Annotated in this window: 20 protein-coding genes and 4 pseudogenes; 13 read left to right on the forward strand and 11 right to left on the reverse strand. The window is 68.8% G+C overall.

The genetic code is table 11. The features are described from left to right. Positions 1–124: 124 nt before the first annotated feature. Both ABZV38_RS27950 and ABZV38_RS27955 read right to left on the reverse strand, forming a co-directional pair. On the reverse strand, positions 125–496 hold the full coding sequence (locus ABZV38_RS27950) for a hypothetical protein (protein ID WP_356331201.1): 372 nt from the start codon (positions 494–496) through the stop codon (positions 125–127). A gap of 99 nt (positions 497–595) precedes the next feature. Then, positions 596–813, reverse strand: a pseudogene (locus ABZV38_RS27955) (DUF664 domain-containing protein); the annotation flags it as partial. Positions 814–918: 105 nt separating this feature from the next. Here ABZV38_RS27955 and ABZV38_RS27960 point away from each other — a divergent pair. From ABZV38_RS27960 to ABZV38_RS27975, 4 genes are all read left to right on the forward strand, one after another. Then, positions 919–1,248 carry an antibiotic biosynthesis monooxygenase gene (locus ABZV38_RS27960; RefSeq protein WP_356331202.1) on the forward strand — a complete coding sequence of 110 codons (330 nt, stop codon included), beginning with the start codon at positions 919–921 and terminating at the stop codon, positions 1,246–1,248. Between the two features lie 294 nt (positions 1,249–1,542). Beyond that, positions 1,543–2,112, forward strand: coding sequence for a GNAT family N-acetyltransferase (locus ABZV38_RS27965; RefSeq protein WP_356331203.1), 570 nt, complete (start codon positions 1,543–1,545; stop codon positions 2,110–2,112). 470 nt (positions 2,113–2,582) lie between these two features. Beyond that, positions 2,583–3,362, forward strand: coding sequence for a hypothetical protein (locus tag ABZV38_RS27970; RefSeq protein ID WP_356331204.1), 780 nt, complete (start codon positions 2,583–2,585; stop codon positions 3,360–3,362). A 760-nt stretch (positions 3,363–4,122) separates the two neighbouring features. After that, positions 4,123–4,560 carry a lamin tail domain-containing protein gene (locus ABZV38_RS27975; RefSeq protein ID WP_356331236.1) on the forward strand — a complete coding sequence of 146 codons (438 nt, stop codon included), beginning with the start codon at positions 4,123–4,125 and terminating at the stop codon, positions 4,558–4,560. Between the two features lie 307 nt (positions 4,561–4,867). Here ABZV38_RS27975 and ABZV38_RS27980 read toward each other — a convergent pair whose 3' ends face one another. From ABZV38_RS27980 to ABZV38_RS27990, 3 genes and pseudogenes are all read right to left on the reverse strand, one after another. Continuing rightward, complete coding sequence (locus ABZV38_RS27980; protein WP_356331205.1) at positions 4,868–6,202, reverse strand: enolase C-terminal domain-like protein; 1,335 nt, start codon at positions 6,200–6,202, stop codon at positions 4,868–4,870. 43 nt (positions 6,203–6,245) lie between these two features. Next, positions 6,246–7,585 (reverse strand): annotated as a pseudogene (locus ABZV38_RS27985) (gluconate:H+ symporter). A gap of 151 nt (positions 7,586–7,736) precedes the next feature. Next, complete coding sequence (locus ABZV38_RS27990; RefSeq protein ID WP_356331206.1) at positions 7,737–7,940, reverse strand: hypothetical protein; 204 nt, start codon at positions 7,938–7,940, stop codon at positions 7,737–7,739. A gap of 105 nt (positions 7,941–8,045) precedes the next feature. On the opposite strand from ABZV38_RS27990, the gene ABZV38_RS27995 reads away from it, so the two are divergent. Continuing rightward, on the forward strand, positions 8,046–8,834 hold the full coding sequence (locus tag ABZV38_RS27995) for an IclR family transcriptional regulator (protein WP_356331208.1): 789 nt from the start codon (positions 8,046–8,048) through the stop codon (positions 8,832–8,834). A 245-nt stretch (positions 8,835–9,079) separates the two neighbouring features. Here ABZV38_RS27995 and ABZV38_RS28000 read toward each other — a convergent pair whose 3' ends face one another. After that, complete coding sequence (locus tag ABZV38_RS28000) at positions 9,080–11,734, reverse strand: tetratricopeptide repeat protein (protein ID WP_356331209.1); 2,655 nt, start codon at positions 11,732–11,734, stop codon at positions 9,080–9,082. On the opposite strand from ABZV38_RS28000, the gene ABZV38_RS28005 reads away from it, so the two are divergent. Beyond that, positions 11,733–12,119, forward strand: coding sequence for an SAVMC3_10250 family protein (locus ABZV38_RS28005; RefSeq protein ID WP_356331210.1), 387 nt, complete (start codon positions 11,733–11,735; stop codon positions 12,117–12,119). The two genes, ABZV38_RS28000 and ABZV38_RS28005, sit on opposite strands and share 2 nt — an antisense overlap. Positions 12,120–12,127: 8 nt before the next feature. Further along, positions 12,128–13,375 (forward strand): FHA domain-containing serine/threonine-protein kinase, encoded by a 1,248-nt coding sequence (locus tag ABZV38_RS28010; RefSeq protein ID WP_356331211.1) that lies wholly within the window; start codon positions 12,128–12,130, stop codon positions 13,373–13,375. A 58-nt stretch (positions 13,376–13,433) separates the two neighbouring features. On the opposite strand, the gene ABZV38_RS28015 is transcribed toward ABZV38_RS28010, so the two are convergent. The 3 genes from ABZV38_RS28015 to ABZV38_RS28025 are packed head-to-tail and all read right to left on the reverse strand — an operon-like array spanning position 13,434 to position 15,316. Then, complete coding sequence (locus ABZV38_RS28015) at positions 13,434–14,129, reverse strand: NUDIX domain-containing protein (protein ID WP_356331212.1); 696 nt, start codon at positions 14,127–14,129, stop codon at positions 13,434–13,436. Continuing rightward, positions 14,126–14,503 carry a DUF4406 domain-containing protein gene (locus tag ABZV38_RS28020; protein ID WP_356331213.1) on the reverse strand — a complete coding sequence of 126 codons (378 nt, stop codon included), beginning with the start codon at positions 14,501–14,503 and terminating at the stop codon, positions 14,126–14,128. Before ABZV38_RS28020 ends, ABZV38_RS28015 begins: the two co-directional genes overlap by 4 nt. A gap of 27 nt (positions 14,504–14,530) precedes the next feature. Beyond that, complete coding sequence (locus tag ABZV38_RS28025) at positions 14,531–15,316, reverse strand: DeoR/GlpR family DNA-binding transcription regulator (RefSeq protein ID WP_356331214.1); 786 nt, start codon at positions 15,314–15,316, stop codon at positions 14,531–14,533. Positions 15,317–15,668: 352 nt separating this feature from the next. Here ABZV38_RS28025 and ABZV38_RS28030 point away from each other — a divergent pair, with 352 nt between their 5' ends. The 3 genes from ABZV38_RS28030 (at position 15,669) to ABZV38_RS28040 (ending at position 17,255) form a co-directional block, all read left to right on the forward strand. Then, positions 15,669–16,244: a TetR/AcrR family transcriptional regulator gene (locus tag ABZV38_RS28030; RefSeq protein WP_356331215.1), complete on the forward strand. Its 576-nt coding sequence runs from the start codon at positions 15,669–15,671 to the stop codon at positions 16,242–16,244. Positions 16,245–16,355: 111 nt separating this feature from the next. Beyond that, positions 16,356–16,535 carry a hypothetical protein gene (locus ABZV38_RS28035; RefSeq protein WP_356331216.1) on the forward strand — a complete coding sequence of 60 codons (180 nt, stop codon included), beginning with the start codon at positions 16,356–16,358 and terminating at the stop codon, positions 16,533–16,535. A gap of 99 nt (positions 16,536–16,634) precedes the next feature. Next, positions 16,635–17,255, forward strand: a complete 621-nt coding sequence (locus tag ABZV38_RS28040) for an NAD(P)H-dependent oxidoreductase (RefSeq protein WP_356331217.1) — start codon at positions 16,635–16,637, stop codon at positions 17,253–17,255. A 260-nt stretch (positions 17,256–17,515) separates the two neighbouring features. Here the strand turns inward: ABZV38_RS28040 and ABZV38_RS28045 are convergent, their stop codons facing one another. Then, positions 17,516–18,418: an NAD(P)H-binding protein gene (locus tag ABZV38_RS28045; protein ID WP_356331218.1), complete on the reverse strand. Its 903-nt coding sequence runs from the start codon at positions 18,416–18,418 to the stop codon at positions 17,516–17,518. A 192-nt stretch (positions 18,419–18,610) separates the two neighbouring features. Further along, on the reverse strand, positions 18,611–19,636 hold the full coding sequence (locus tag ABZV38_RS28050) for a hypothetical protein (protein WP_356331219.1): 1,026 nt from the start codon (positions 19,634–19,636) through the stop codon (positions 18,611–18,613). 176 nt (positions 19,637–19,812) lie between these two features. Here ABZV38_RS28050 and ABZV38_RS28055 point away from each other — a divergent pair, with 176 nt between their 5' ends. From ABZV38_RS28055 to ABZV38_RS28065, 3 genes and pseudogenes are all read left to right on the forward strand, one after another. Next, positions 19,813–20,397 (forward strand): TetR family transcriptional regulator, encoded by a 585-nt coding sequence (locus ABZV38_RS28055; protein WP_356331220.1) that lies wholly within the window; start codon positions 19,813–19,815, stop codon positions 20,395–20,397. Positions 20,398–20,827: 430 nt separating this feature from the next. Further along, positions 20,828–21,152 (forward strand): annotated as a pseudogene (locus tag ABZV38_RS28060) (3-hydroxyacyl-CoA dehydrogenase family protein); the annotation flags it as partial. 187 nt (positions 21,153–21,339) lie between these two features. Then, a pseudogene (locus ABZV38_RS28065) lies at positions 21,340–21,690 on the forward strand (5-methyltetrahydropteroyltriglutamate--homocysteine S-methyltransferase); the annotation flags it as partial. Positions 21,691–21,834: the final 144 nt, after the last annotated feature.

The raw sequence follows: 21,834 nt of genomic DNA on the forward strand, positions 1-21,834 counted from the left end.
CCACCCCGGCCCAGGCCGCCCCAAGGGCCGCACCTCCACACCCGCACCCCGCCACCCAGTCGGCAAGAAACAGCGCAAAACGGATATGCCTAGACACGGCCGGGCCGAGCAGCAGCCTTAAAGATCAAGCTAAGGGCACTCGACCGCACGTGTCCGGATTCGCCGCGCGCCAGGCCACGTCAAGGGCTGACATGAAGTCGGCCTGAGCAGCGCGCTGGAACCACGTGAACAAGGTGGCCTGAGGATTTCCGCCGATTTTCGTCTTCGGAGGGTCCTCCCAGTAGCTCAGATGAGCCGGATCTGAGTCCGTAGCTAGGTAGACGTAACCGTTGATCCAGGGGGTCGCGGGCTTGGACAACGGCCTGACGAGGTCTGCGAAGAGGACGACAGCGTCCTTGGGGCCACTGATCCTGGCACTCAGCCCCCGCTTGATCTCAAGTCGGTCTGCGTACACTGTGACCTTGGCCTTGTAGCCCTTGAACGTCTGCGGATTCACGATCTCCTCGATCGATCTCGGGTCGTTGGCCTGGTCCGGATCAGCCGTCTCGAACTGACACCACGTCCGGGCGGTCAGCCACGAGGCAATCCCTGAAGCTTACTGAGCTATACGCTCCAGCCGGATGCACAAGTCTCCCACCACGCCGAGTCACCGGGCGGCACGTTGTCGCTCCCATTCCGCAGTCCCACGGCACCGTCGATGAGTTCCCGGACGATGTCGGCGTGCCCGGCATGCCACTCAGTCGCGGCGATCATGTGGACGAGATCCAGGTGGAGCGTTAGCTCCTTGCGCTCTCCCCAGGACACGCGGCCGACCACGCCGTCCCCCGGTGCCGGTCCCGAACCGGGCGGCGACCCGCGAAACCGCGCCATGCACGAGCCGCTCCTCGTCTGCCGGCCGCCGTGCGGCAGGATGGGGTCATGAGCGTAGTCAAGATCAACGTACTGACCGTCCCCGCCGAGCAGCGGGACACGCTGGAGAAGCGCTTCGCCTCCCGCGCCCATGCCGTGGAGAGCTCCGACGGGTTCGAGTGGTTCGAACTTCTCCGCCCCGTCGACGGCACCGACAACTATCTCGTCTACACACGGTGGCGTGACGAGGACTCCTTCCAATCCTGGATGGAGGGCCCCATGAAGGCCGCCCACCAGGGCAGTAACGCGGAGAGCGGCGAACCTCCCAAGCCGGCGGCAAGCGGGTCCACCCTGTGGTCGTTCGAGGTCGTGCAGCAGGCGGCGCCGACAAGCGCGTAGACAGGTCGTCGCGCGAACAGCTTCGGGATCGCCGTCGACATCGCGGTGCCGGCGCATTAATGCTCGGAAGGCGGGGCCTGTGCGCGTCACAGGCCGGCCAGAGCTCCATCCGCGCGCCGCTCCCCCAGCGGGCCGTGCCAGTGCAGAGGTGATCACGTCCGCGGAGTGGAAACCGAGTTTGTCGGAGCCCAACTGGGCCGCCCCGATCTGCTATCGCTGCCTTGCCAGGCAGGAAGGTTGACCGTCACCTCTATCTGATTGCGGTGATCCCCTCTCGGGAGCAACCATGCCGCGATGAAGCAGCCGAATGAGACCATTGACTGTCAGGACTTCGCCCTGCGGCGCTGGCGGGCAGAGAGCGATTCCGACGCCCTGTTCCGGATGATCGAAGAATCGCTCGACCACCTGAGGCCGTGGATGCCGTGGGTGGCCCGCCACAGCCAACAGCGCACCCGCGAGTTCCTCGCCCGTTGCGATCCGAAGTGGCAGAGCGGTGACGCGTACAACTACGCGATCACGGTGAATGGCGCACTCGTCGGCAGTTGCTCCCTCTACCGTGCCAGTGAGCCACAGAGCCTCCTCATTGGGTACTGGCTGCACCCCGCCGCCATCGGGCGGGGCATCGCGACCCGGGCCTCAGCGGCCGTGGTCACCGAGGCGTTCGCGCTACCGGACGTGGCGTACCTGGAAATCGTGCACCACCTGGCCAACGCGGCCAGCGGTGCCATTCCCAGGCGCCTGGGTTTCACCGAGGTCCGGCGCGAACAGGTAACACCGCCCGCGGCTCCGTCGGACTGCGGGACCGACGTGGTCTGGCGGCTGAACCGCCCGAGATCGCTGCTCAACAACACTCCCCGCTCCTGAACTCCTGGATGATCCAGATCAAGCATCGCTCCAGGCGCTTCAGCACCACACGAGACGACCTGTGAAGAAAGGCCTCTACGAAACCAGGGGACTGCCGTCGATCCGGTTCCCAGACCCTTCGGTATGCGACTGCGATGTGAAGCGGGCGTGACGCGTAGCGCTCACCGCCTGCTCACCGTGGCCCTGCTCGAATACGCGCAGAGGCGCGGCCAGGGGCCTGCACAGGCGATGCTCCGCAGGTCCGCGTCCGTCACCTGCGACGACGGAAGGGAGATGAACTTCGCCCTGTTCGTTCCGATCGGCCTCTTCGGCCTGCGCGCTGCCCGGCGCCCGGTCCCTCCGCTGCTGCTTTCCGTCGTGCTCGCCTGCGGGATCGAGCGGCGGCAGCTCGGGAATGTGCACAGTCAACAAGGACGTGTGGCGTCCAAGCGGCAGTTCCCGCCATCGGCCGATACTGCGACACCAGCGACTTGCTCACCAATGTCGCGGGTGCAGTCACGGGAGTCGGCGGCGGGGTGCTCTCCGTCCGCTTCGCGGGCAGGCGACTGCCACCCTGGGGCTTGCGCCACCGCTCGTTGCTGGCCATGACCGGTGCGGGATTCTCGGCGGTCGCATGCATCTTGGTCACCACTGCCGGGGTCCGGGTCGTAGACCACGCCGAGGGAACCAGGACCGCATCTGCCGAGCAGCAGGCAGCCATCGCCGAAGTGGTCCGGCAGGCAATGGGGAGCAACTTCCGCGTCAAACATGCATCGGACTTCACTCCGCACGGCTTGGATGGCATGGAGCAGAGTGTGTGGGCAGAACTGGAACCGGAGGGCATGGCCCAGATGTCCTGGCCGGACCGGGACAGGATAGACATCGATGTGCAAGTGCATACGACGTCCGAGCATCCGCCGGCCGGATACCCCATACCGGGTGCCGCCGGACCGGTCCACGACCCCTCCGTCGCTCGACGCATCGCGGGCCGGTACGTGGCCGCCCACTACCCTGCCGCGGTGACGGCGCGCGCACTGGTGGACCGGTCGGAAGATGAGCCGGAGGAGACGTGGACAGCCACCTATCCCTACCGTGAGGACCGTATGCCCGCCATTGCTTCGCTCCGCGTGACCCTCAACCGTGCCGGCCGCCTCCGTGGTGTCCGCCTGTCCGCCGCTGCCCCTGTCGCCCGTCCCGCCCTCCCTACGGGCTGCCCGCCGAAACAGCTCAAAGCCGGCGCCTGCCGCAAGAGATCGCCTCAACTGGATTGATCACTGGGCCGGCGGCCGTGATGGCGATGGTGGAGCGTCTGGTGCCGGATGGGTTGTGGGAGTCGTTCCAGCGGGTGGTTCCGGCGCTCCGGTTTGGGGATCGGCAGGTCCTGGCGGCCATCGTCGGAGTTCATCGCCGACGACCCCTACGTGGTCGAAGTGCACGACGGGAACAGCACCCAGATTCCCGATGGCTCCCTCACCCCACGCCGACTGCTCGACAACCATCATCGGGAATCAGTCACCGTTGTCCGTGGGCAGGCGGGAGTCGTCCGGCCTGGCGAGAGTCATGAGGCCAGGGCGATCCGCTCGCGCAGACGTGTGATCATCGCGCCCCTGCCCGAACTGTGATTAATTGTGCCTGTTACCCGATTTGCGTGATGCCGATGACGGGGCACGGAGTGGTGCGGCGGGGTGCGGCGAGGGGTCGGAAAGGGCTTGCCGCCGGACGCGGCCGGGATGGGTGCCACTCGCAGCGAATGTCAGGGCCACGCTCGCCCGGAGTGCGTGACCGTTGCAGTTGTCAGTTACGGAAATGTCCGCATTGTGTAACGCGGGCTGAAGCCTCCGCCGACATCCGGGCAAATGCCTCAAGGTTTGGGTCCTCGGCTTGTTGGGCCGGGACCCGCACTGCGCAGCATGGCTCTGACCTGGGCCTGGGCGCCTCTACTTGAGGGGACATCACGTGTCTGCTTCTCGTATCGTCCGTCGTTTTGTCGCTACCGGTCTGGCGGCCGGTTCCGTCGTCGCCGTGGTGGCGATGCCGGCCTCCGCCGACGACGGGCACAACCGTGGCCATCACCACCAGGCGTACTCCAAGGTGGTGCTCGGCGACATCCAGTACAACAGCCCGGGCCGTGACGACTACTCCAACCGTTCGCTGAACGGGGAGTGGGTCGAGGTCACCAACACCGGTCGCCGGGCGGTGAACCTGGACGGGTGGACGCTCTCGGACCGGAGCGGCAACCGTTACCGCTTCGAAGACCTGCGTCTGGCCGGCCGGGCCACGGTCCGTGTCCACACCGGTTACGGCCGTGACACCCGCACCGACGTCTACCAGGACAGCCGCGACTACATCTGGAGCAACTACTCCGACAGGGCCACGCTGCGCAACGACCGCGGCTGGACCGTCGACACCGAGTCCTGGGGCCGTGACCGCGACCACCGCAACGGCTACGACCGCGGACACCGCCGCTGACCTGACCCCCACCCGCCACTGGCCGCGGGCCCCTCTCTGAGCTGCTGTGTGCCGCCACCCACCGCCCCCGGGGCGGCGGTACACAGCTTGCACGGTCGCCGGACTCGTCGGGAGCCGAGGCGTGCCGGGGCAGCGCGGGCGGGACACACGAGGGGCCCTGGTCCTACCGGACCAGGGCCCTGGCGCGTGCATCCTGTGAGATGGTGAATGCCCGCGCCCCCTACATCCAACGACACCTTCGCACGACAGACACGGGCGGTCTGGCCGACGTTTGTTGCCTGGTCACAGCGAAAGCCCCGCTGCCGCCCTAGCGCACAAGGCAGGGGCGTTTGCCGTCGAACTCCCAGTCGGGAAGCAGGTACCGCATCCCGATCGCGTCGTCACGTGCCCCTAGTGCCTTCTCCTGGTGGAGCTCGTGGGCCGCGAGGAGGCGGTCCATGTCGAGCTGGACGCCCAGGCCGGGAGCATCGGGAACGGCGATTTCGCCGTCGACGATACGCGGTGAGGCGGTGGTGAGCTGCTCCAGACCTTCCTGCCAGATCCAGTGTGTGTCCAAGGCGTTGTACTCGCCCGGGGCCGCGGCTCCGCAGTGGGTCACCATGGCGAGGGAGATGTCGAAGTGATTGTTGGAGTGGCAGCCCCAGGTCAGACCCATAGCGTTGCACAGCTGGGCCACGCGCACCGAGCCCTGCATGGTCCAGAAGTGTGGGTCGGCAAGCGGGATGGAGACCGACTGCAGGGCCAGGGCGTGGGTCAACTGCCGCCAATCGGTGGCGATCATGTTGGTCGCGGTGGGCAGCCCCGTGGCGCGGCGGAACTCGGCCAGGATCTCGCGTCCGGAGTAGCCGCCCTCGGCTCCGCAGGGGTCCTCGGTGTAGGCGAGTGTGCCGACCAAGGGCCGGCACAGTTCGACGGCCTCGCGCAGTGACCACGCACCGTTCGGGTCGAGGGTGATCCGGGCCTGGGGGAAGCGGTCCTTGAGTGCCCGTACGGCCTTGACCTCCTCGGCGCCCTCCAGGACACCGCCCTTCAGCTTGAAGTCCTGGAATCCGTACAGGTCGTACGCCGCCTCGGCCTGACGGACGATCGCCTCGGGCGACAGGGCCTCCTCGTGCCGGATTCGGTACCAGTCGACGGCCGAGTCGGGTTCGCGGCAGTAGTCCAGGTCGGTGAGGTCGGGGTCGCCGACGTAGAAGAGATAGCCCAGGACCCGCACGGAGTCACGCTGTTGGCCGTCGCCCAGGAGTGCCGCGACGGGCACGTCGAGGTGTTGCCCCAGGAGGTCGAGCAGTGCCGATTCGACAGCGGTGACGGCGTGGACGGTGGTCCGCAGGTCGAAGGTCTGATCGCCCCGCCCACCGGAGTCCCGCTCGGCGAACCGTGCCCCGATCTCGCGCAGGACGCGCTTGTAGTTCCCCACCTTGGCGCCCACGACCAGGGAGGCGGCATCGCGCAGAGTCTGGGTGATCTTCTCACCACCGGGCACCTCCCCCAGTCCCGTGCGTCCCTCGGAGTCCTTGAGGACGATGACGTTGCGGGTGAAGTAGGGACCGTGGGCGCCGGAGAGGTTCAGTTCCATGCAGTCCCGGCCCGCGACGGGGTAGACGGAGAACACCGTGATGGTCGGTTGGCTCTTGCTCATGTTCGTCGAAGTCCTTGTGTTCGAGGGTGATCGGGGCTGGTGCTCAGAGGCTGAGGACGTCCAGGGCCCACTCGGCCGCCAGGACGCCCCCCAGACCGAGGACGGCGAGCACGGTCGTATAGGTGGTGCGCACTTTGATGGCGTCGATGACCGAGAGATTGAAGTACTCCTTGAACAGCCAGAACCCCGGGTCGTTGACGTGGGAGAAGGCAATCGAGCCACAGGAGACCGCAAGCACCATCATCTCGGGGTGGGCCCCGCTGCCCGCCAGGAGCGGCAGCACCACGCCGGAGGCGGTGACGACGGCGACCGTCGCCGACCCGAGAGCCACGCGGAGGATGACCGCGATGAACCAGGCGAGGATGATCGGCGAGATGGGCCAGCTGTCCGTGGCGTCCTTGATGCAGTCGGAGATCCCGCCTTCGACGAGGACGTTCTTGAAGGCACCGCCGGCGCCGATCACGAGGAGGATCATCGCCATCGCCTGGGCCGCCGAGGTACAGGAGGCGCTGACGTCCGCCAGGCTCCGGCCGATCCGGGGCCCGAACGCCCAGAGCGCCAGGACCAGCGTCAGCAGAAGCGCAATGGGCGCCGAGCCGATGAATGCGATGAAGTGCAGGAACGGGGTGTCACTGGAGGTGGCCATGTCGGTCACCGAGGCGCCGGCGATCAGCACTACGGGGAAAAGGGCCACGAACAGCGACCAGCCAAGGCCGGGCATCTCTTCGTCGGTGAACTCCCCTTCGCTGACCAGGCCCTTGGGTATGGAGGGGTTCATCGCCCTGATGAACGGGAGACGAGGCCACACCAGAGAGATGAACGCACCGACCGGAACGGCGATGAACAGGCCGTAGAACAACGTCAGGCCGATGGAGGCGTGGAAGGTCGCGGCGACGGCAGTGGGGCCGGGGTGGGGAGGGAGAAAGCTGTGCATGGTGGACAGGGCGATCGACATCGGCAGTCCCACCCACAGCAGCTTCGCCCCCGTGTGACCCTGACGAGCGTGAACGCGATGGGCACGATGATGATGAAAGCAACCTCGTAGAACATGGTCACGCCGATGAGCATGGACGTCACGACCATGGCCACCTGGACCCACCGCGGTCCGAAGGCGTCGAGGAGCTTGCCGGCTATTCGCTGAGCGGCGCCCGAATCCCCCATGACCCGGCCGACCATGGCACCGAGCCCGATCGTGAGCATCGTGTCCCCGATCTGGCCCCCGATACCTTCCGAGAGGACGTCCGGGATCTTCTCCAGCGGAATCCCCTGGACAACGCCGACGCCGACCGCCACCAGCAGAAGGGCGGCGAAGCCGTTGAGCCTCAGCTTGGTCATGAGGAGAAGCAGAATCAGAACGCTGCTTCCGACTACGAGGAGAGGCATGTGAGTTCCCCTTTGAACTGTGGATCAAGCAGCCGGAGCCGGAGGCTCCGGCGGACTGTCGGACGGCCGTGGACTCGCCGACGGCCGGAGGTGCGGGCATGACAGGGGTACGAGGTGGCGCACGCGGGTACGGCGGCGTCCCGGCTCCGCGTCAGGCCGGTCGTCGTGCGGCGCAGGCGGGGAACGCCGCGCCGGGTGCGGTGGCCAACTGATCTGCCAGGTATGCCAGGTACGACTCCAGGTCGAGGCTGCCGTCGTCCCGGAAGCTCGTGAGCGGGAAGGACAGCACTCCTGCCGGCATGCCGTACCGCAGTCGCCGGGCCATCCCTTCGGACGTCGCGCTGATCCGTGTCATGAATTCGATCCTCATATGCAGATGACGTCCATGTATGAGACCAGAGGCTAAGGGCGTGAACGTGACGGGTCAATGGGCGAGCCGACGCGGATTTACGATGTGCGCATGCTGGAGAAGAGAGGTGTCCGCGGGGTGAAGTCGGCGGTCCGCACCGTCGCACTGCTGGAACTGCTCGCCGGACGGGGCGACCGGCCGTCGCGTCTCGACGAACTCGCCGAGGAGCTGAATGTGCCGCGCAGCAGCATGCACCAGCTGCTGCAGACCCTCGTCGACTGCGGCTGGGTGCGTACCGATTCCACCGGTTCCCTCTACGGGATCGGGATCCGCGCGCTGCTCACGGGCACCAGCTACCTCGACGGCGACCCGCAGGTACGCGCAGCCCGCCCGTATCTCGACGAGGCCTCGGACGCGCTCGGCGAGACAATTCACCTGGCGCGGCTCGACGGCCCGGACGTCATCTACCTCGCCACCCGCGAGTCCCACGAGTACCTGCGCAGCATCAGCCGGGTCGGCCGCCGGATCCCGGCCCATGCGGGCGCCCTCGGAAAGGCGCTTCTCGCCGAGCGCTCCGACGACGAACTCCCGCTCCCTGAGGGGCCGTTGACTGCGTTCACGGAGAACACACATACCGGCCGCGACACGCTGCTCGCCGACCTCGCAGGCGTGCGCGAGCGCGGCTACTCCATCGACCGCGAGGAGACGGTGACCGGCATCGCGGGCTTCGGCTTCACCCTCCGGTACGACACACCCGCCATCGACGCCATCAGCTGCTCGATCCCAGTGGCCCGGCTCACCGAGGAACGAGAGGCCCGCATCGTCTCCGTCATGCGGGAGATTCGGACGAAGATCGAAACTCTCGCGTCACCCGCCCCGGGCGCTCCTGACTGGCGCTGACCCAGCGGGGCCGCTGACACGGTTTCGGCGAAGCCGGGTGTATCGCCGGGCATGGTGACCCGCGTCGTTGTGCGGGCCGTGGACCTGCCGGCGCTTCGGGACGGCACGGCATAGAGAAGCCGGCATCTTCCAGGAAACGGCGAAAGCGGGAGTCCTGGCCGCAGGGTACAGAAGCCGCCCTCCGTCCACGCAAGAAGGCGAGACCGCTCCTGCCGACAGGCCTTCACCAGAGCCTGGAATCTACTTCAGCGGTTGCCTCGCCCTTCCAGACGGGCAAGGCGGGCTCTCGCGTCGCTGTATCCCTGGGCCGCGGCGCGGCGGAACCACGACACGGCCTCGTGCGCGCGGCCGGTCTGCTCCAGAAGGTCGCCGAGGTTGTAGATCGCCTCGACTGTTCCGTGCTCGACGGACCGGCGGAACCACTTCTCCGCGTCCTGCAGGCGACCGCTCCTCATGAGAATGCTGCCGAGATTGTTCATCGCTTTCGGCACACCCTTGTCCGCCGCGCGGTGATACCAGCGTTCGGCCTCCGGGGTGCGGCCGGTGCTCGCCATGATGTGAGCCAGCAAGTACATCGCGTCTGCGCGATCCTGGTCAGCGGCGGCGCGAAGCAACGGCTCGGCCTCTTGGATACGGCCGTCCTCCATCGCGAAGTCACCGAGGAAGAATGTGGCCTTCACGTCGCCGGCGTCGGCTGCGCGGCGGAACCAGTGCTCGGCTTCATGCCACGGAGCGTTCCCGCTGAGCAGCAGACCTCCCAGGGCGACCATGGACGGAACGTCGCCTTTTTCTGCGGCGCGCCGGTACCACTGCGCAGCCTCGTCCTCATGGCCTTCTTTGCTCAGTACCAGACCCAAGTTGTGCATTCCCAGGGCATTGCCCCGCTCGCCCGCGCGGCGGAACCACTGCGCTGCTTCGGGGGACTGCTCCTTGTCGAGCAGACGGGCGCCCAGCCGCACCATGTCGTCGACGTTCCCGGCTTCGGCGGCGCGCCGGTACTGGACCTCCCGTGTGTCGATCTTCGGGTCCCCGGTCAGGTCGATCACCCTTCGCAGCAGCGGATCCAGTTCTCCTTCGGCCGCTGACGGTGTCCGCCGGCTGCTCATGGTTGCCTCCCGTTGATCGCAGCTTCTCTCCAAGCCGTCAGCTCCGGCCCCCGGCCATGCGATTGAGCTGTGCGCGCACTCCGTCCGGCCGCAGCCAGCCGTACCCGGCGTCCTGCAGACGACACAGCAAGTCGTCCACGTCGGCGGCGGACCACCGCGCGCCGTGCCGGTCCAGGAACCGGCGAAGGTACGGCTCGGCGCCGGCGTCCCAGTCCGCCGGGTCGCGAACGGCCAGATCCCAGTCGAGTTCCCACAGTCTGACCTCTCCGAGGCGGGTCGCGGCCGGCTCAGCTGGGGCGGCGCCTCGTAGGCGCCGGGCAGCCGCCACCGCCTCGTCGACTCGTCCTTGCCCGCAGACACACCGATCCGGCCACCGTCGGTGATCTGCACACCGACCACGTCACCGGCATGACCGTGAAACGTCCGCAGACACCGCCCGCGTTCGAGGTCCCACAGTTCCAGACGGTCGTCTCGCGCATCGCACAACACCCACCAGCCATCGGGGCTCAGCGCCATCGACTTGGCACCCGTTGTGTGCTGGGCGAGTGTGCTGACGCAGCGGCCGGTGTCCAGATCCCACAGCGCGATCCCGTGGTTGTAGCCGACGATCGCCGCATGGCGCCCGTCGGCGCTCACCCGCATGCAATTGATGGGGCGCCAGCCGTCGTACCCGGGCAGGATCTGCCGGACGTCTCCCGTGGCCACGTCCCAGAGACGTACGCTTCCGTCCTCGTGACCGCTGGTCAGCAGACGGCGCCCGTCGGCCGTCAACTCGAACGCCGGGGCGCCGCCCTTGACCTCTTCGACGGTTCGTACGACCCGTCCGCTCCCGGTGTCCCACACCAGAACCTGTCCGTCGTCGGTCGCGGCGGCGACCCGGCCCGCACGCACCGCCAGGCGGGTGTCCGCAATGGCGGTGGTGCCCTTCAGATACTGCGGGGTGAAGGTCCGCACGCAGCGGCCGTCCGCCAGATCCCAGAGCCGAACGATCTCGTCGGTGCCCGCGGCGACGGCGTACCGTCCGTCGGCACTGATGTCCATGGCGTGCGCCGCCCTGTCCCTGTCGAGGGTCAGCAAGCACGTTCCGTCGCGGGTGTCCCAGAGCCGCACCGCACCGTCGCAGGCCACCAGCGCCTGACGGGCGTCGGCGGTCAGGCGGATCCGGAGTTCCGGAGGGCCGGCGGGTTTCAGCGCGCCGCCCGGGGAACTCCGCGCCATCCGTTGCTCATAGACGTACCAGGGGACCGCCTCCGCCGTGACGCAGCCCGCATGGACCAACTGTCCGGACGCGACGGCCTCCAGCGCAGCCCGGATCTCCGGTTCCCGGGGCTGCTCGCGCGCAACGCTGTCCAGCAGCTCACGGGCCACCGGCACGTCACCGCGCTCCAGGTGGACCTGTGCAAGCGACAGCCTGGCCTGCCATGGATCACCGGTGTCGTTGCGCACGGTGTCGAGTACGGTGACGAACTCCTCGTCCGTGGTGTCGCCGCGCCGCCAGCGCAACAGCCCCGAGTTGTACGTCGCTTGCACGTGACGGGGGTCTGTCGACAGTGCCGCGGTGAACGCTTCCTCGGCCTCCGCGGTCCGGCCGAGGTCGAGCAGGGACACCGCTCTGTTGTTGTACTCGTCCGCCAGCAGATCGGAGGCCTTGGGCACTCGGCGGCGATGGGGATGCCACAACGCCCGCCCATAGATCCCGGCCATCTCTGCGGCGACCTCGGACATCGATCGCGGCCTGAGCTCGGGATCTTGGTGCAGACACCGTTCCAGCAGGTCGGCGAGGTCCGACGGCATGACCGGTACGTCCTTGCCCGGACGAATTCCGGCCGTCGGCCGCGTCGTCGTCGGTTTGGGCGGTTCGAGGAACCACGTCCTGGGGGCGTCCGCCGGCGCCGAGGGCGCCCCGGCTCTCGCCCGGTCCCTGCTGCCCTCGTTGCTGAGCGGGCTCAGCGCAAACCTGGGGATCCGCTCGCTCCTCGACGGCGACGCCTCCGGGCATCCCGATGCTCCCGATGCGGCGGTGCTCAGTGCGGTGCGCCGGACCGCGGAGGCATTGCAGGGACCGAGGCAGAGGATGGAATTCGTCGCCAAACGCCTTCTGCACGGGCCGAGTCGGGAACCGGACGACGACTCCATTGTGCTGCTGGGTTCGCCTCTGTACGTCGCCCTCGTCGACTGAGACCAGCGATGGCGGCGGAGGTACAGCTGCACGTGACCGTCGCGGGCACGCAGTCAAAGACATTCTCGTTCGGCGAGCCGGGCACCGTTGTCGTCGGCCGCGCCTCCGACTGCGGCATAGAGGTTCCTGCGGGCGAACGACAAGTGTCGCGCCGCCACTGCGCGTTCGACATCGATCCGCCCGCATTGCGGGTACGCGATCTCGGGAGCCGGAACGGCACCTACGTCAACGGTGTCAGGATCGACGGCCCCAGCTCTCACGCACACCAACTCGCCGACGGGGACGAAGTTCGTGTCGGCACCTTGCTGCTGCGCGTGTCCTCAACCGCGGAGGGCCTCCCCGCACCGACCGGCGGCGACACCGAAGGCGACGCCGCCGAACAGATCGACCGCTACGCCATCGTGCGCGAACTCGGCCGCGGCGCCCAGGGAATCGTCTACCTCGTGCGGCAGCAGGACTCCGGCGAGTCGCTCGCCTTGAAGGTGTTCCAGCCCGAAACCGGCATCCACCCGGGCGCGGTGAACGGCTTCCTGCGCGAAATCAGGAACACCGAGGCGCTCCGGCATCCGAACCTTGTGCGATTCCGTAACGCCGGCTCCACCGGAATGCTCCTCTTCTTCGCCTGTGAGTACTGCGAAGGGGGAAACCTCGCCCAACGGGTGATCGAACAGGACGGGCCCCTGTGCCCCGACGACGCCGTCGCCCTCACCCGTCAGGTCCTCGACGGCCTCGCGTACGCCCACAGCGCTCTTCTGCCCGCGGTGCGCCTCGGTGACGGCACCACGGCCCCCGCGTCCGGCCTCGTGCACCGGGACGTCAAGCCGCAGAACATCCTGCTGTCCGGTACCGGGCCCGCACCCGTGGTGAAGATCGCGGACTTCGGGCTCGCCAAGGCCTTCGAACACGCCGGGCTGTCGGACTACACCCGCACCGGGGCCCTGGGCGGCAGCGTGGCCTTCATGGCACGGGCCCAGATCGTGAACTACAAGTACGCCAAGCCCGCCGTGGACGTATGGGCCTCGGCGGCATGCCTGTACTGGGCCCTCACCCGAAGCACCCCCCGGGACTTCCCGGACGGCACCGATCCCCTTCGTGTGGTCCTGCGTGAACCCGCGGTGCCGATCCGGAACAGGAATGCCTCGCTCCCGGTCCGACTGGCCGCACTGATCGACGACATCCTGGCGGTCGAGGACCCGCGCGAGAGCGTCACCCCCTCGGCGGAGGAGTTCAATCGCGCACTGGAGGAGGCGATGTGAGCCGTTCCGGGCCAGGGCCGTACAGGAAACCATGAGAGCAACCGTCTGCGCGGACCCGTCACCGAGCCTCGCTGTGGGCGGGCGGAGAGGGCGGACCGGGGTGCCGGTACGGCCCGTCCAGGGCCGCCCACTGGAGCAGCATGATGGTTTTGGCGTCGGCGATGTCCCCTCTGCGGACCATCGCGAGGGCCGCGTCGAAGGCGAGTTCCACGGTCGCGATGTCCTCGCCCTCGGCGGCGATCCCGTACCCGTCGGCCTCTGGGGTCACCGGTTCGTAGGGAGCGGCGAAGAAGTGCAGGCGTTCGGTGACGGACCCTGGGCTCATGTAGACGTCGAAGACGGGCTGGGGGGTGCCGATGGTGTGTCCGGTCTCCTCGGCCGCCTCCCTTCGGATGGCCTCCTCCGGGGCGTCCCCGTCGAGGAGCCCGGCGGCGGTCTCGATCAGCATCCCGTCGCGATGCCCGTTGACGTAGGCGGGCAGGCGGAACTGGCGGGTCAGCAGCACGGTGCGGCGATCGGTGTTGTAGAGGAGGATCGTGGCGCCGTCGCCCCGGTCGTAGGTCTCGCGCTGTTCCCGGCTCCAATGGCCGTCACTGTGCTGGTAGTCAAAGGTCGTCCTGCGCAGGACGTACCAGTCGCAGGAGAGCACCTTCACCTCCTTGACGCGCACGCGCGGGTTGCCGGTCAGGTCCCGGCCGTGCTGGTCCAGACCGGTGCGTCCGCGCCGGTCCGGGGTGTCCAGACCGGCGGTCACCGGACGGCCGGGATGTCATCGATGCCGGTGTAGATGTCCAGGCCCAGGGCCCGGGCGATCGTTACCATCCGGTCCGCGCCCTCCGAGGGGCCTCCGATGCGCAGTACCGCGTCGCAGCGTGCCAGCAGCCGTTCGGCGATGGGGTGGAAGATCTCCTGGAAGACGGGGTCGCCCGGGCCGGCGCTTCCCGCGGCCTCCACCAGGGGAAGGGCCAGAGCCTCACCGGTGAGCGGCAGGTGACCGGCGCGGAAGAGCGCCAGGGCGGTCCGGTTCATCGCCCGTACATGGGCGTCGAGCTTGGCCGGGTCGTCCCCGGTCCCCGCCCGGTAGGGGCCGGCGACCAGGATCATCAGAGGTCGTGGGACAGCGTTCATGACATGTGCTCCTCGCGGTGGACCGGTTCAGGTCAGGACGGTGTGGACACCCGCATCGCGCAGGGCTGTCAGGGTCAGGGGGCCGTTGGGATGTGTGACGGGGTCCTCGGCCGCGGCGTCGGTGACGAAGTCGTCCACCGCCCCCAAGGCGGCGACTTGGCTGAACGAGCGCACCCCGAGCTTGGTGGCATCCGCCACCGCGATGGTTCGGGTGGCTCCCGCCAGGGCGGCCTGTTTGACGGCCGCGTCGTCCAGCGAGAACTCCGACCACCCGTACTCGGCGTGCACACCGCCGATGGACAGCACGAAGCAGTCGAAGGCCAGGGCTTCAAGGGTGCGCAGGGCGAGCGGGCCGACCAGGGACCGCTCGCCCGGACGGGACCGGCCGCCGACGACCAGCAGATCGATCCCGGGCCGGTCCGCCAGGCACACCGCAGCCTGCAGGCTGAGGACAGCCACCGTCAGAGGGGCCCGTTCAGCAAGGTGCTCCGCGACGTGCACGGTGGTGGTGCCCGCGTCCAGCAGCACGCGTGATCCCGGCTCCACCATCGCGGCCACGGCCGCACCGAGCCGGTCCTTGGTCGCGGCCTGCCACGACTCGCGCGCCGAGAATCCCGCCCCCTCTTCACGGGACCGTGTGGCGACGGCGCCGCCGTGCACTCTGCGCACCAGCCCCTGGCGCTCAAGTGCGTCCAGGTCTCTGCGCACGGTCATTTCGGAGACCCCCAGGCGATGGGAGAGCTCCGACACGGAAACCCGGTCGGAGCCCTGCACCAGTCGCAGGGTCAGGTCCAGACGATTGGCGACACCCATGACTCATTTCTAACACAGGTATGTTCGTTTGAACATTCTGATGTGAGAGTGCCCGACATCACGGGACCGCGGGCGCCGCCGCTGGGGCCGGCCACGAAGCGCCGCCACGCTGCCGATGGACGGGGCCGACCGCTTACTTCCTTCCTCACGGGTCGGCGACGGCAACCCCGTGACACGCCCGACCTGCTGTCGGTGCAGCAGTCGTACGGGCGGGATCGGCACCGGACGGGTGCGGGTGCCGCCCGGGCCGCCGTCGCCCCCAGCCGCCGCGCGTGAAGCACCGAGCGGCTCCCACAGACGGGAGTGACGAACCATACTTGATTGTCCAATCCATAATGCTTACGCTCTCACCATGGCACGCACACGAGAGTTCGACATCGACCAGGCTCTCGACCGCGCAATGGACGTGTTCTGGCGTCGTGGTTACGCCGCGACGTCACTGCAGGACCTCACTTCGGCCCTCGGTATCGGCAGCGGCAGCCTGTACGCCGCCTTCGGCTCCAAGGAGAAGCTGTACGGGCAAGCCCTGGAGCGATACACATCGCACAACACCGGCGAGCTGGTGGCGCAGTTGGAGTCGGCCGACAAGGTGCGCCCGGCCCTGCGGGCCGCACTCACAGCCATGGCCGAGGCGGACCTGTGCGACCCCGACCGGGGCTGCATGATGGTCAACGCCGCCACCGAGCGCGCCTCCGACCCCGCCACGGCCGCACAGGTCTCCGCCACCCTGCGACTGGTCGAGTCGACCATCGCCGGGGCGCTGGAGCGAGCCAAGGCCCGCGGCGAGCTCACGGCGGACAAGAACCCAGCCGAGCTGGCACGCCTGCTCACCACCTTCATGCAGGGTCTACGCGTGATGGGCCAGGCCCGGGCAGGGCGGGAGTTCGTCGAATCGGCTGTCGCCGCCGCCATGCGCACCCTGGACTAGACCAGTTCGGGCTTGACCGGCTTGAGCGAGAATCCCCTCCCGCAGCGCGACCTGCCCGCACTCATTAACGCACCCTAATTCTGTATCAATCAATCCAGAAAGAGGCAAAGCGTGGACCTCCACGTCAAGGGCAAGGTTGCCGTCGTCACGCGCCCACAGCCTCTCGCCTGGACCTCGCGCCCCGCCCGGAGCGGCATCCACGAACAACCGCTTGCCATCCAGAACGATCTCGAGATTATTCTTGATTGTTCAATCCAGAACTACTACGCTCGCAGTCGCGAACCTTCCTGAAGCATCCGAGGCCGACCCACCGCGGCCGGCCGACCGCGCGAAGGTTCCCACCCCCCACCGATTGCCTCGCTCTCTCGCGTCGGCAGTCATGATCCTTTGATGGGAACACCCATGGCTCACCTGCTCCACATCGATTCCAGCGCCCGCACCAGCGACTCCCTGACCCGCCGACTCTCCGCCCAGTACGTCGCCGCCTGGCAGGCCCGCAACCCGCAGGGCACCGTCGCCTACCGAGACCTCGCCGTCGAGACCCCCGTCCCGGTCAGCGCGGACTGGATCACCGGCGTGTTCGCCCCGCCCGAGCACCACACCGAAGAGGCCAAGGCCGCGGTCGCGGCCGCCGACGTTCTCATCCGTGAGGTCGAGGCCGCCGACACCCTCGTACTCGGGGTCCCGGTGTACAACTTCAACGTCCCCGCCGTCTTCAAGGCATGGATCGACCAGGTGTTCATGGCCGGCCGGACCTTCGCCTACAGCGCCGACGGGCCGCACGGACTTCTCACCGGGAAGAAGGCGGTCGTGCTGCGATCCTCCGGCAGCGACCTGGAGCACCCCGCCTTCGCGCCGATGGACTTCCACGCCCCCTACATTCGCGGTGCGCTGGGCTTCGTCGGCATCACCGATGTGGAGATCATCTCGGTCAACGGCCTGAACCCCGAGCAGGTCACAGAAGCCCTGACCAAGGGCACAGACGCCATCACGGAATCCCTCGCCGCCTGACGTACGGGACCCCGAGTGGGGGTGTCCGTGCCGGCCGGCACGGGCACCCCCACTCGCTCTTCTCCCATCCTCCAAAGCCGAGCGCGACCGGCTGCCGGGCCGGCGCCCCATGCCGGGGTCCCGGGCCGCCGCGAGGAGGTTGCTCAGCCGGCCCGGGTCAGCGTCGACTGGTTGATGAGGTCGGTGACGTGACCGCAGGGGGCTTCGCCGCTGTCGCGGAGGGTGAGGATGCTGCGGATCTCGGCGCCGGCCGGGGCGGCTCAGCCCAGGTACAAGTCCCTGCGGGCGGCCACGAACGCCTCGATCGACTGCGGGGGGATGCCCGTCACGCGCTCGACGCCGTCGGTCGTGCGGTCGTAACGGTTGTCCCGGTGCAGCTGGGCCATGGTGGCGACGTGCTGTTCAAGGTGCGGTGGCATCTCCAGCTTCGGGAGCTGGGCCTCCCACCTCTCCGGGGGCATTTCCACGTAGGTCACCGGTCGTCCCAGCGCCCGAGAGAATTCCGCGGCCCGCTCCGTCATGTCGACCGAGCGCGGCCCGGTCAGCTCGTAGACCTGCCCGATGTGCGGAGCCGGGTCGCGGAGCACGGTGGCGACGACCCGGGCGACGTCGTCCACGGCGACCGGCGAGGTGCGTCCGGTGCCGAACGGCAGCGCGATCGTGCCGTTCTCCTGGATCGACCGCGCGGCCAGCGTGGTGAACAGCGGAGTGTCCAGGAACGCCGTCGGCCGGATGTGCACCACGGGCAGGCCGGACCAGTTCAGTACCTGCTCCGCCAGCCAGTGCAGCCGCTGCTGGTGCGACTCCTCGGTGCTGGTGGCGGTCATCTGCGACACCGTCATCTGCGACAGGTCGACCAGGGCCTCCAGCTTCCCGTACTCCCTCGCAACGGAGGCCACCACGGTCGCCGCCAGCAGGTGGTCCGGCGACACGCGCATCGCGAAGTACATCCGCGCCACGCCCTGCAGCGCGGCCGCTACCTTCTCGGGCCGGGTCAGGTCACCGATGACGACCTCCGCGCCGAGCGCCCGCAGCTCAGCCGCACGCTCGTCCTCGCGACGGACCATGAAACGCACCGGCACATCCTGAGCGCGCAATTGCTCGAAGACCGTACGGCCCACGCCGCCGGCACCGGGGATAAGAACAAGGTTGCTGGTAACCATCAGTCGATCTCCTTCGGAGTAATGGAAAATCTGAGTTGAGGTGTGATCAGAGCGTCAGCGGAGCTGTCAGCGAGGCGTTGGCCGCGGCGATGTCACCGCTGATCCACTGCGGGCTCGCGGGTCGCCGCTTCCACAGGGCGAGCAGCAAGTCGGCACACGGGGCCGGCCCCGCGCGTCCCGGGCAGCGGGCCCTCAGCCCCGGGCGGCGACCTGCCGGGACCGCAGGCCCACCAGAAGCGCCGCGAGCACGGCCCACAGCGCGAGGGTGATCAGCGGGCCGGCGACGTGGGCACCGCCGAAGTAGCTGAGGTCGGCGACGGCCCGTATGGCGGCGCCGGGCGGGAGCAGCCCCGAGACGATGCGGGCCGGACCGGGCAGCAGGACGACGCCGATGGTTGCGCCGCTGGTCGAGTTGCCGACGGTGAGCAGCAGCAGGGTGGCCACCGGGACGCCGAGCGGGCCCAGCCAGGTGCCGAGCAGCTTGGTGGTGAACGCTGCCGCGGCTGCCAGCAGCGCGAGCGCGCCCGCCAGGGGCAGGAACGGTGCCGGTAGGGCTCCCATGACGGGTCCGGCGATGGCGGCCGCGATGGTGCCGCAGGCCGCCGAGAAGCCCCAGATCAGCCGGAACCGGTGGCGCAGGGCCAGCACGTGGCCGAGGCCCAGGGTGTTCTGGGCGAGGACGAACCCGGCGAGGGTCACACCGAAAGCCACATAGAAAGTACTCAGTCCACGACTGTCGAACTTGGCCAGCGGGACGATGTCCGCGGTCTCCAGGTGCTGCCCCGCCTGGTTCGCATAGGTGGCGGCGAGGCCGGTGACGGCGTTGGTGGTGGACAGGCCGTTGGCTCCGGCCACGTCCAGCCGCAGTCCGCCGTCACCGTTGGGGCCGAGGGCTGCAACGGCGTCACGGTGGAGCACCGCGCGGCGCGCCGAGGCGGCTTCGGCTGCCTGGTGCACGTCGACGCGGTCGCCGAGTGTGTGCCGGACCTCGGTGGCGAGCTGCTGCCCGGTCACGGCCAGCGGCACGCCGTGCGGCTGGGGGTTGCGCTGGAGGCCCACATAACAGGCGACGAAGGCCGAGACCACGATCAGTCCGACGATCGCTGGTTGCAGCCAGGCCCGTACCGGCACCGCCCGGCGGGCGGACGGTCCGGACGGCACGGATGGCGTGGACGCCGCTGGCGTCGAGGACTCGGTGGGGGCGGGTGGCGATGCCACAGCGGTCTCCAGTGCTGTCGGGGGCGGAGGCCGTCGGCCTCAGACGGTGGGGGAGGCAGCGCAGGGCCCTGCTTGACCTGCCGGGTGATCTCATCGACATCAAATAGATGTCTTTAGAAATCTAAACGGAGGTTAGGATAGATGACAAGCGACATCCATCTGAGGAGAGTGATTCCGTGGGCCGCGTGTCCCAGGCACAAGCACAGGAGAACCGACAGCGCGTCGTAGCCACCGCCTCCCGGATGTTCCGCGAGAAAGGCACCGCGGTCAGCGTCGCCGACCTGATGAAGGCCGCCGGGCTCACCCATGGCGGGTTCTACAAGCAGTTCGCCTCCAAGGAGGACCTGGTCGACGAGGCCGTCGCCCACGCCTTCGACGATCCGGCGGCACACTCGGCGGCGGCGCTCGAGGAGCACGAGGCCGCCCGCCGGACGCTGATCGAGCACTACCTCTCGGTCTGGCACCGCGATCACGCCGGGGACGGCTGCCCCGTCTCCGGATTCGCCGCTGACCTGGGACGCGAGCCCGGCCAGGCCGCCCGCGCCCGCCACGTCTACAACAACGGGGTACGGAATCTCGCCGCTCGGCTGGCCACCGGCGACGACGACGGCATGGCCCAGTTCTGCACCATGGTCGGGGCCCTCGTCCTCGCCCGCGCCACCCGGGGCAACCCGCTCTCCGAAGAACTGCTGCAGGCCGCGCGCACGGCTCTCACCGAGAGCGGCACCGGGCAGTCCGAACCGCAGCAGTGCACGGACTGACCGGGGGCCGGCCGACGGCGTCGGCCGCCGCCCGGGCCCGGCTGCACGGCCGACCGGGCCCGCAGGTCGGCTCCAGGCCGGGCCCGGCCGTCAGTTCCCGGCCCGCGGCCGGACCGGGCGCCGGCGCAGCGGTCCTCAGACCCCGCGGCTGCGACCACCCATCCGGCATGTGCGGTGAAGGTGCGCGCCGCCGGGGCGTCGGCCAACGGTGACCACTGCGACTCGGTCGGCAGGCGGCTGATCAGCCGACCGTCCGCGCGCAGGGCGTCCATCCGGCTGGTGGTGTCGGCGAAACACTGGCATCCAGCCCAGGGTCAGCCCCCTGGCGGGGGCTGACCCCTGAATCATTCGCTGGGGGGAACACTCGCCAATCGCGAACGGCCGTCAACTCTCTTCCGCAGGGCTTGGGTCTCGGCGTAGGGACGGCGCTGGGCAGACGGTGGTCCGCTCCCAGGACCGGGCCGGCTTCGTCGTCAACGCCCTGCTCGTGCCCTGTCTGCTGTCGGCGGCCCGAATGGCTGAGTCGGGATTCGCCACGGCCGCCGACATCGACGCGGGCATGGAGCTGGGCTGCGCGCATCCCATGGGACCACTGCTGGCGCACCTGATCGGCCTCGACACCGTGGCCGCCATCGCCCAGTCGCTGTACGACGAGTTCAAGGAACCTCTCTACGCCCCGCCGCCACTGCTCCAGCGGATGGTGCAGGCAGGGCTGCAAGAGCAGCCACGGGTTCCACACCTACGACCAGGGCTGAGGGGGCCGGGATCCGCAGTCGTGGGCGTGGTGCTCCGCAGCTGCTGTGGAGAGCGGGGCGCGGGACGGTCGGAGTGAGCTCTCCTCGCGCCCCGCATCGTATGCGCGAACGTGCTTGCGGGAGTTCAGCCTCCGCCATGTCCACGGCCGCTTCGGTCGAGAGGACCTGCAGGCGAACTCACGGGCGCATGTGCTACGCGGAGTTCGGGGACATCGTCCAGGCCATCGATGACCTCGACGCCGACGTCATCAGTCTGGAGGCCGCCCGCTCCCACATGCAGGTCGCCCGCGAACTCGCCGACCACGGCTACCCGCGCGAGGCCGGACCCGGCGTGTACGACATCCACTCCCCGCGCGTGCCGAGCGCCGAGGAGGCGGCTGATCTGCTGCGTACCGGCCTGAAGGCGATCCCCGCCGAACGGCTGTGGGTCAATCCCGACTGCGGCCTGAAGACCCGCGGCTGGCCCGAGACTCGCGCCTCGCTGGAGAACCTGGTCGCCGCGGCCCGCACGGTCTGCGGCGAACTGCCCACTTCCTGACCCGGACGATCCGGAGGGGCTGGAGCGCCTCGCGCGCTCCAGCCCCGACGCAGAGGAGCAGTGCGACAGCAGCCCGCCGGTGAAGCGCACACCGCAGCGGCTCGTGCACCTTGACCGAGCTGCTCGAAACCTCGACGCGACGCT

The sequence above is a fragment of the Streptomyces sp. NPDC005181 genome (genome assembly GCF_040608395.1).
Taxonomy (GTDB): domain Bacteria; phylum Actinomycetota; class Actinomycetes; order Streptomycetales; family Streptomycetaceae; genus Streptomyces.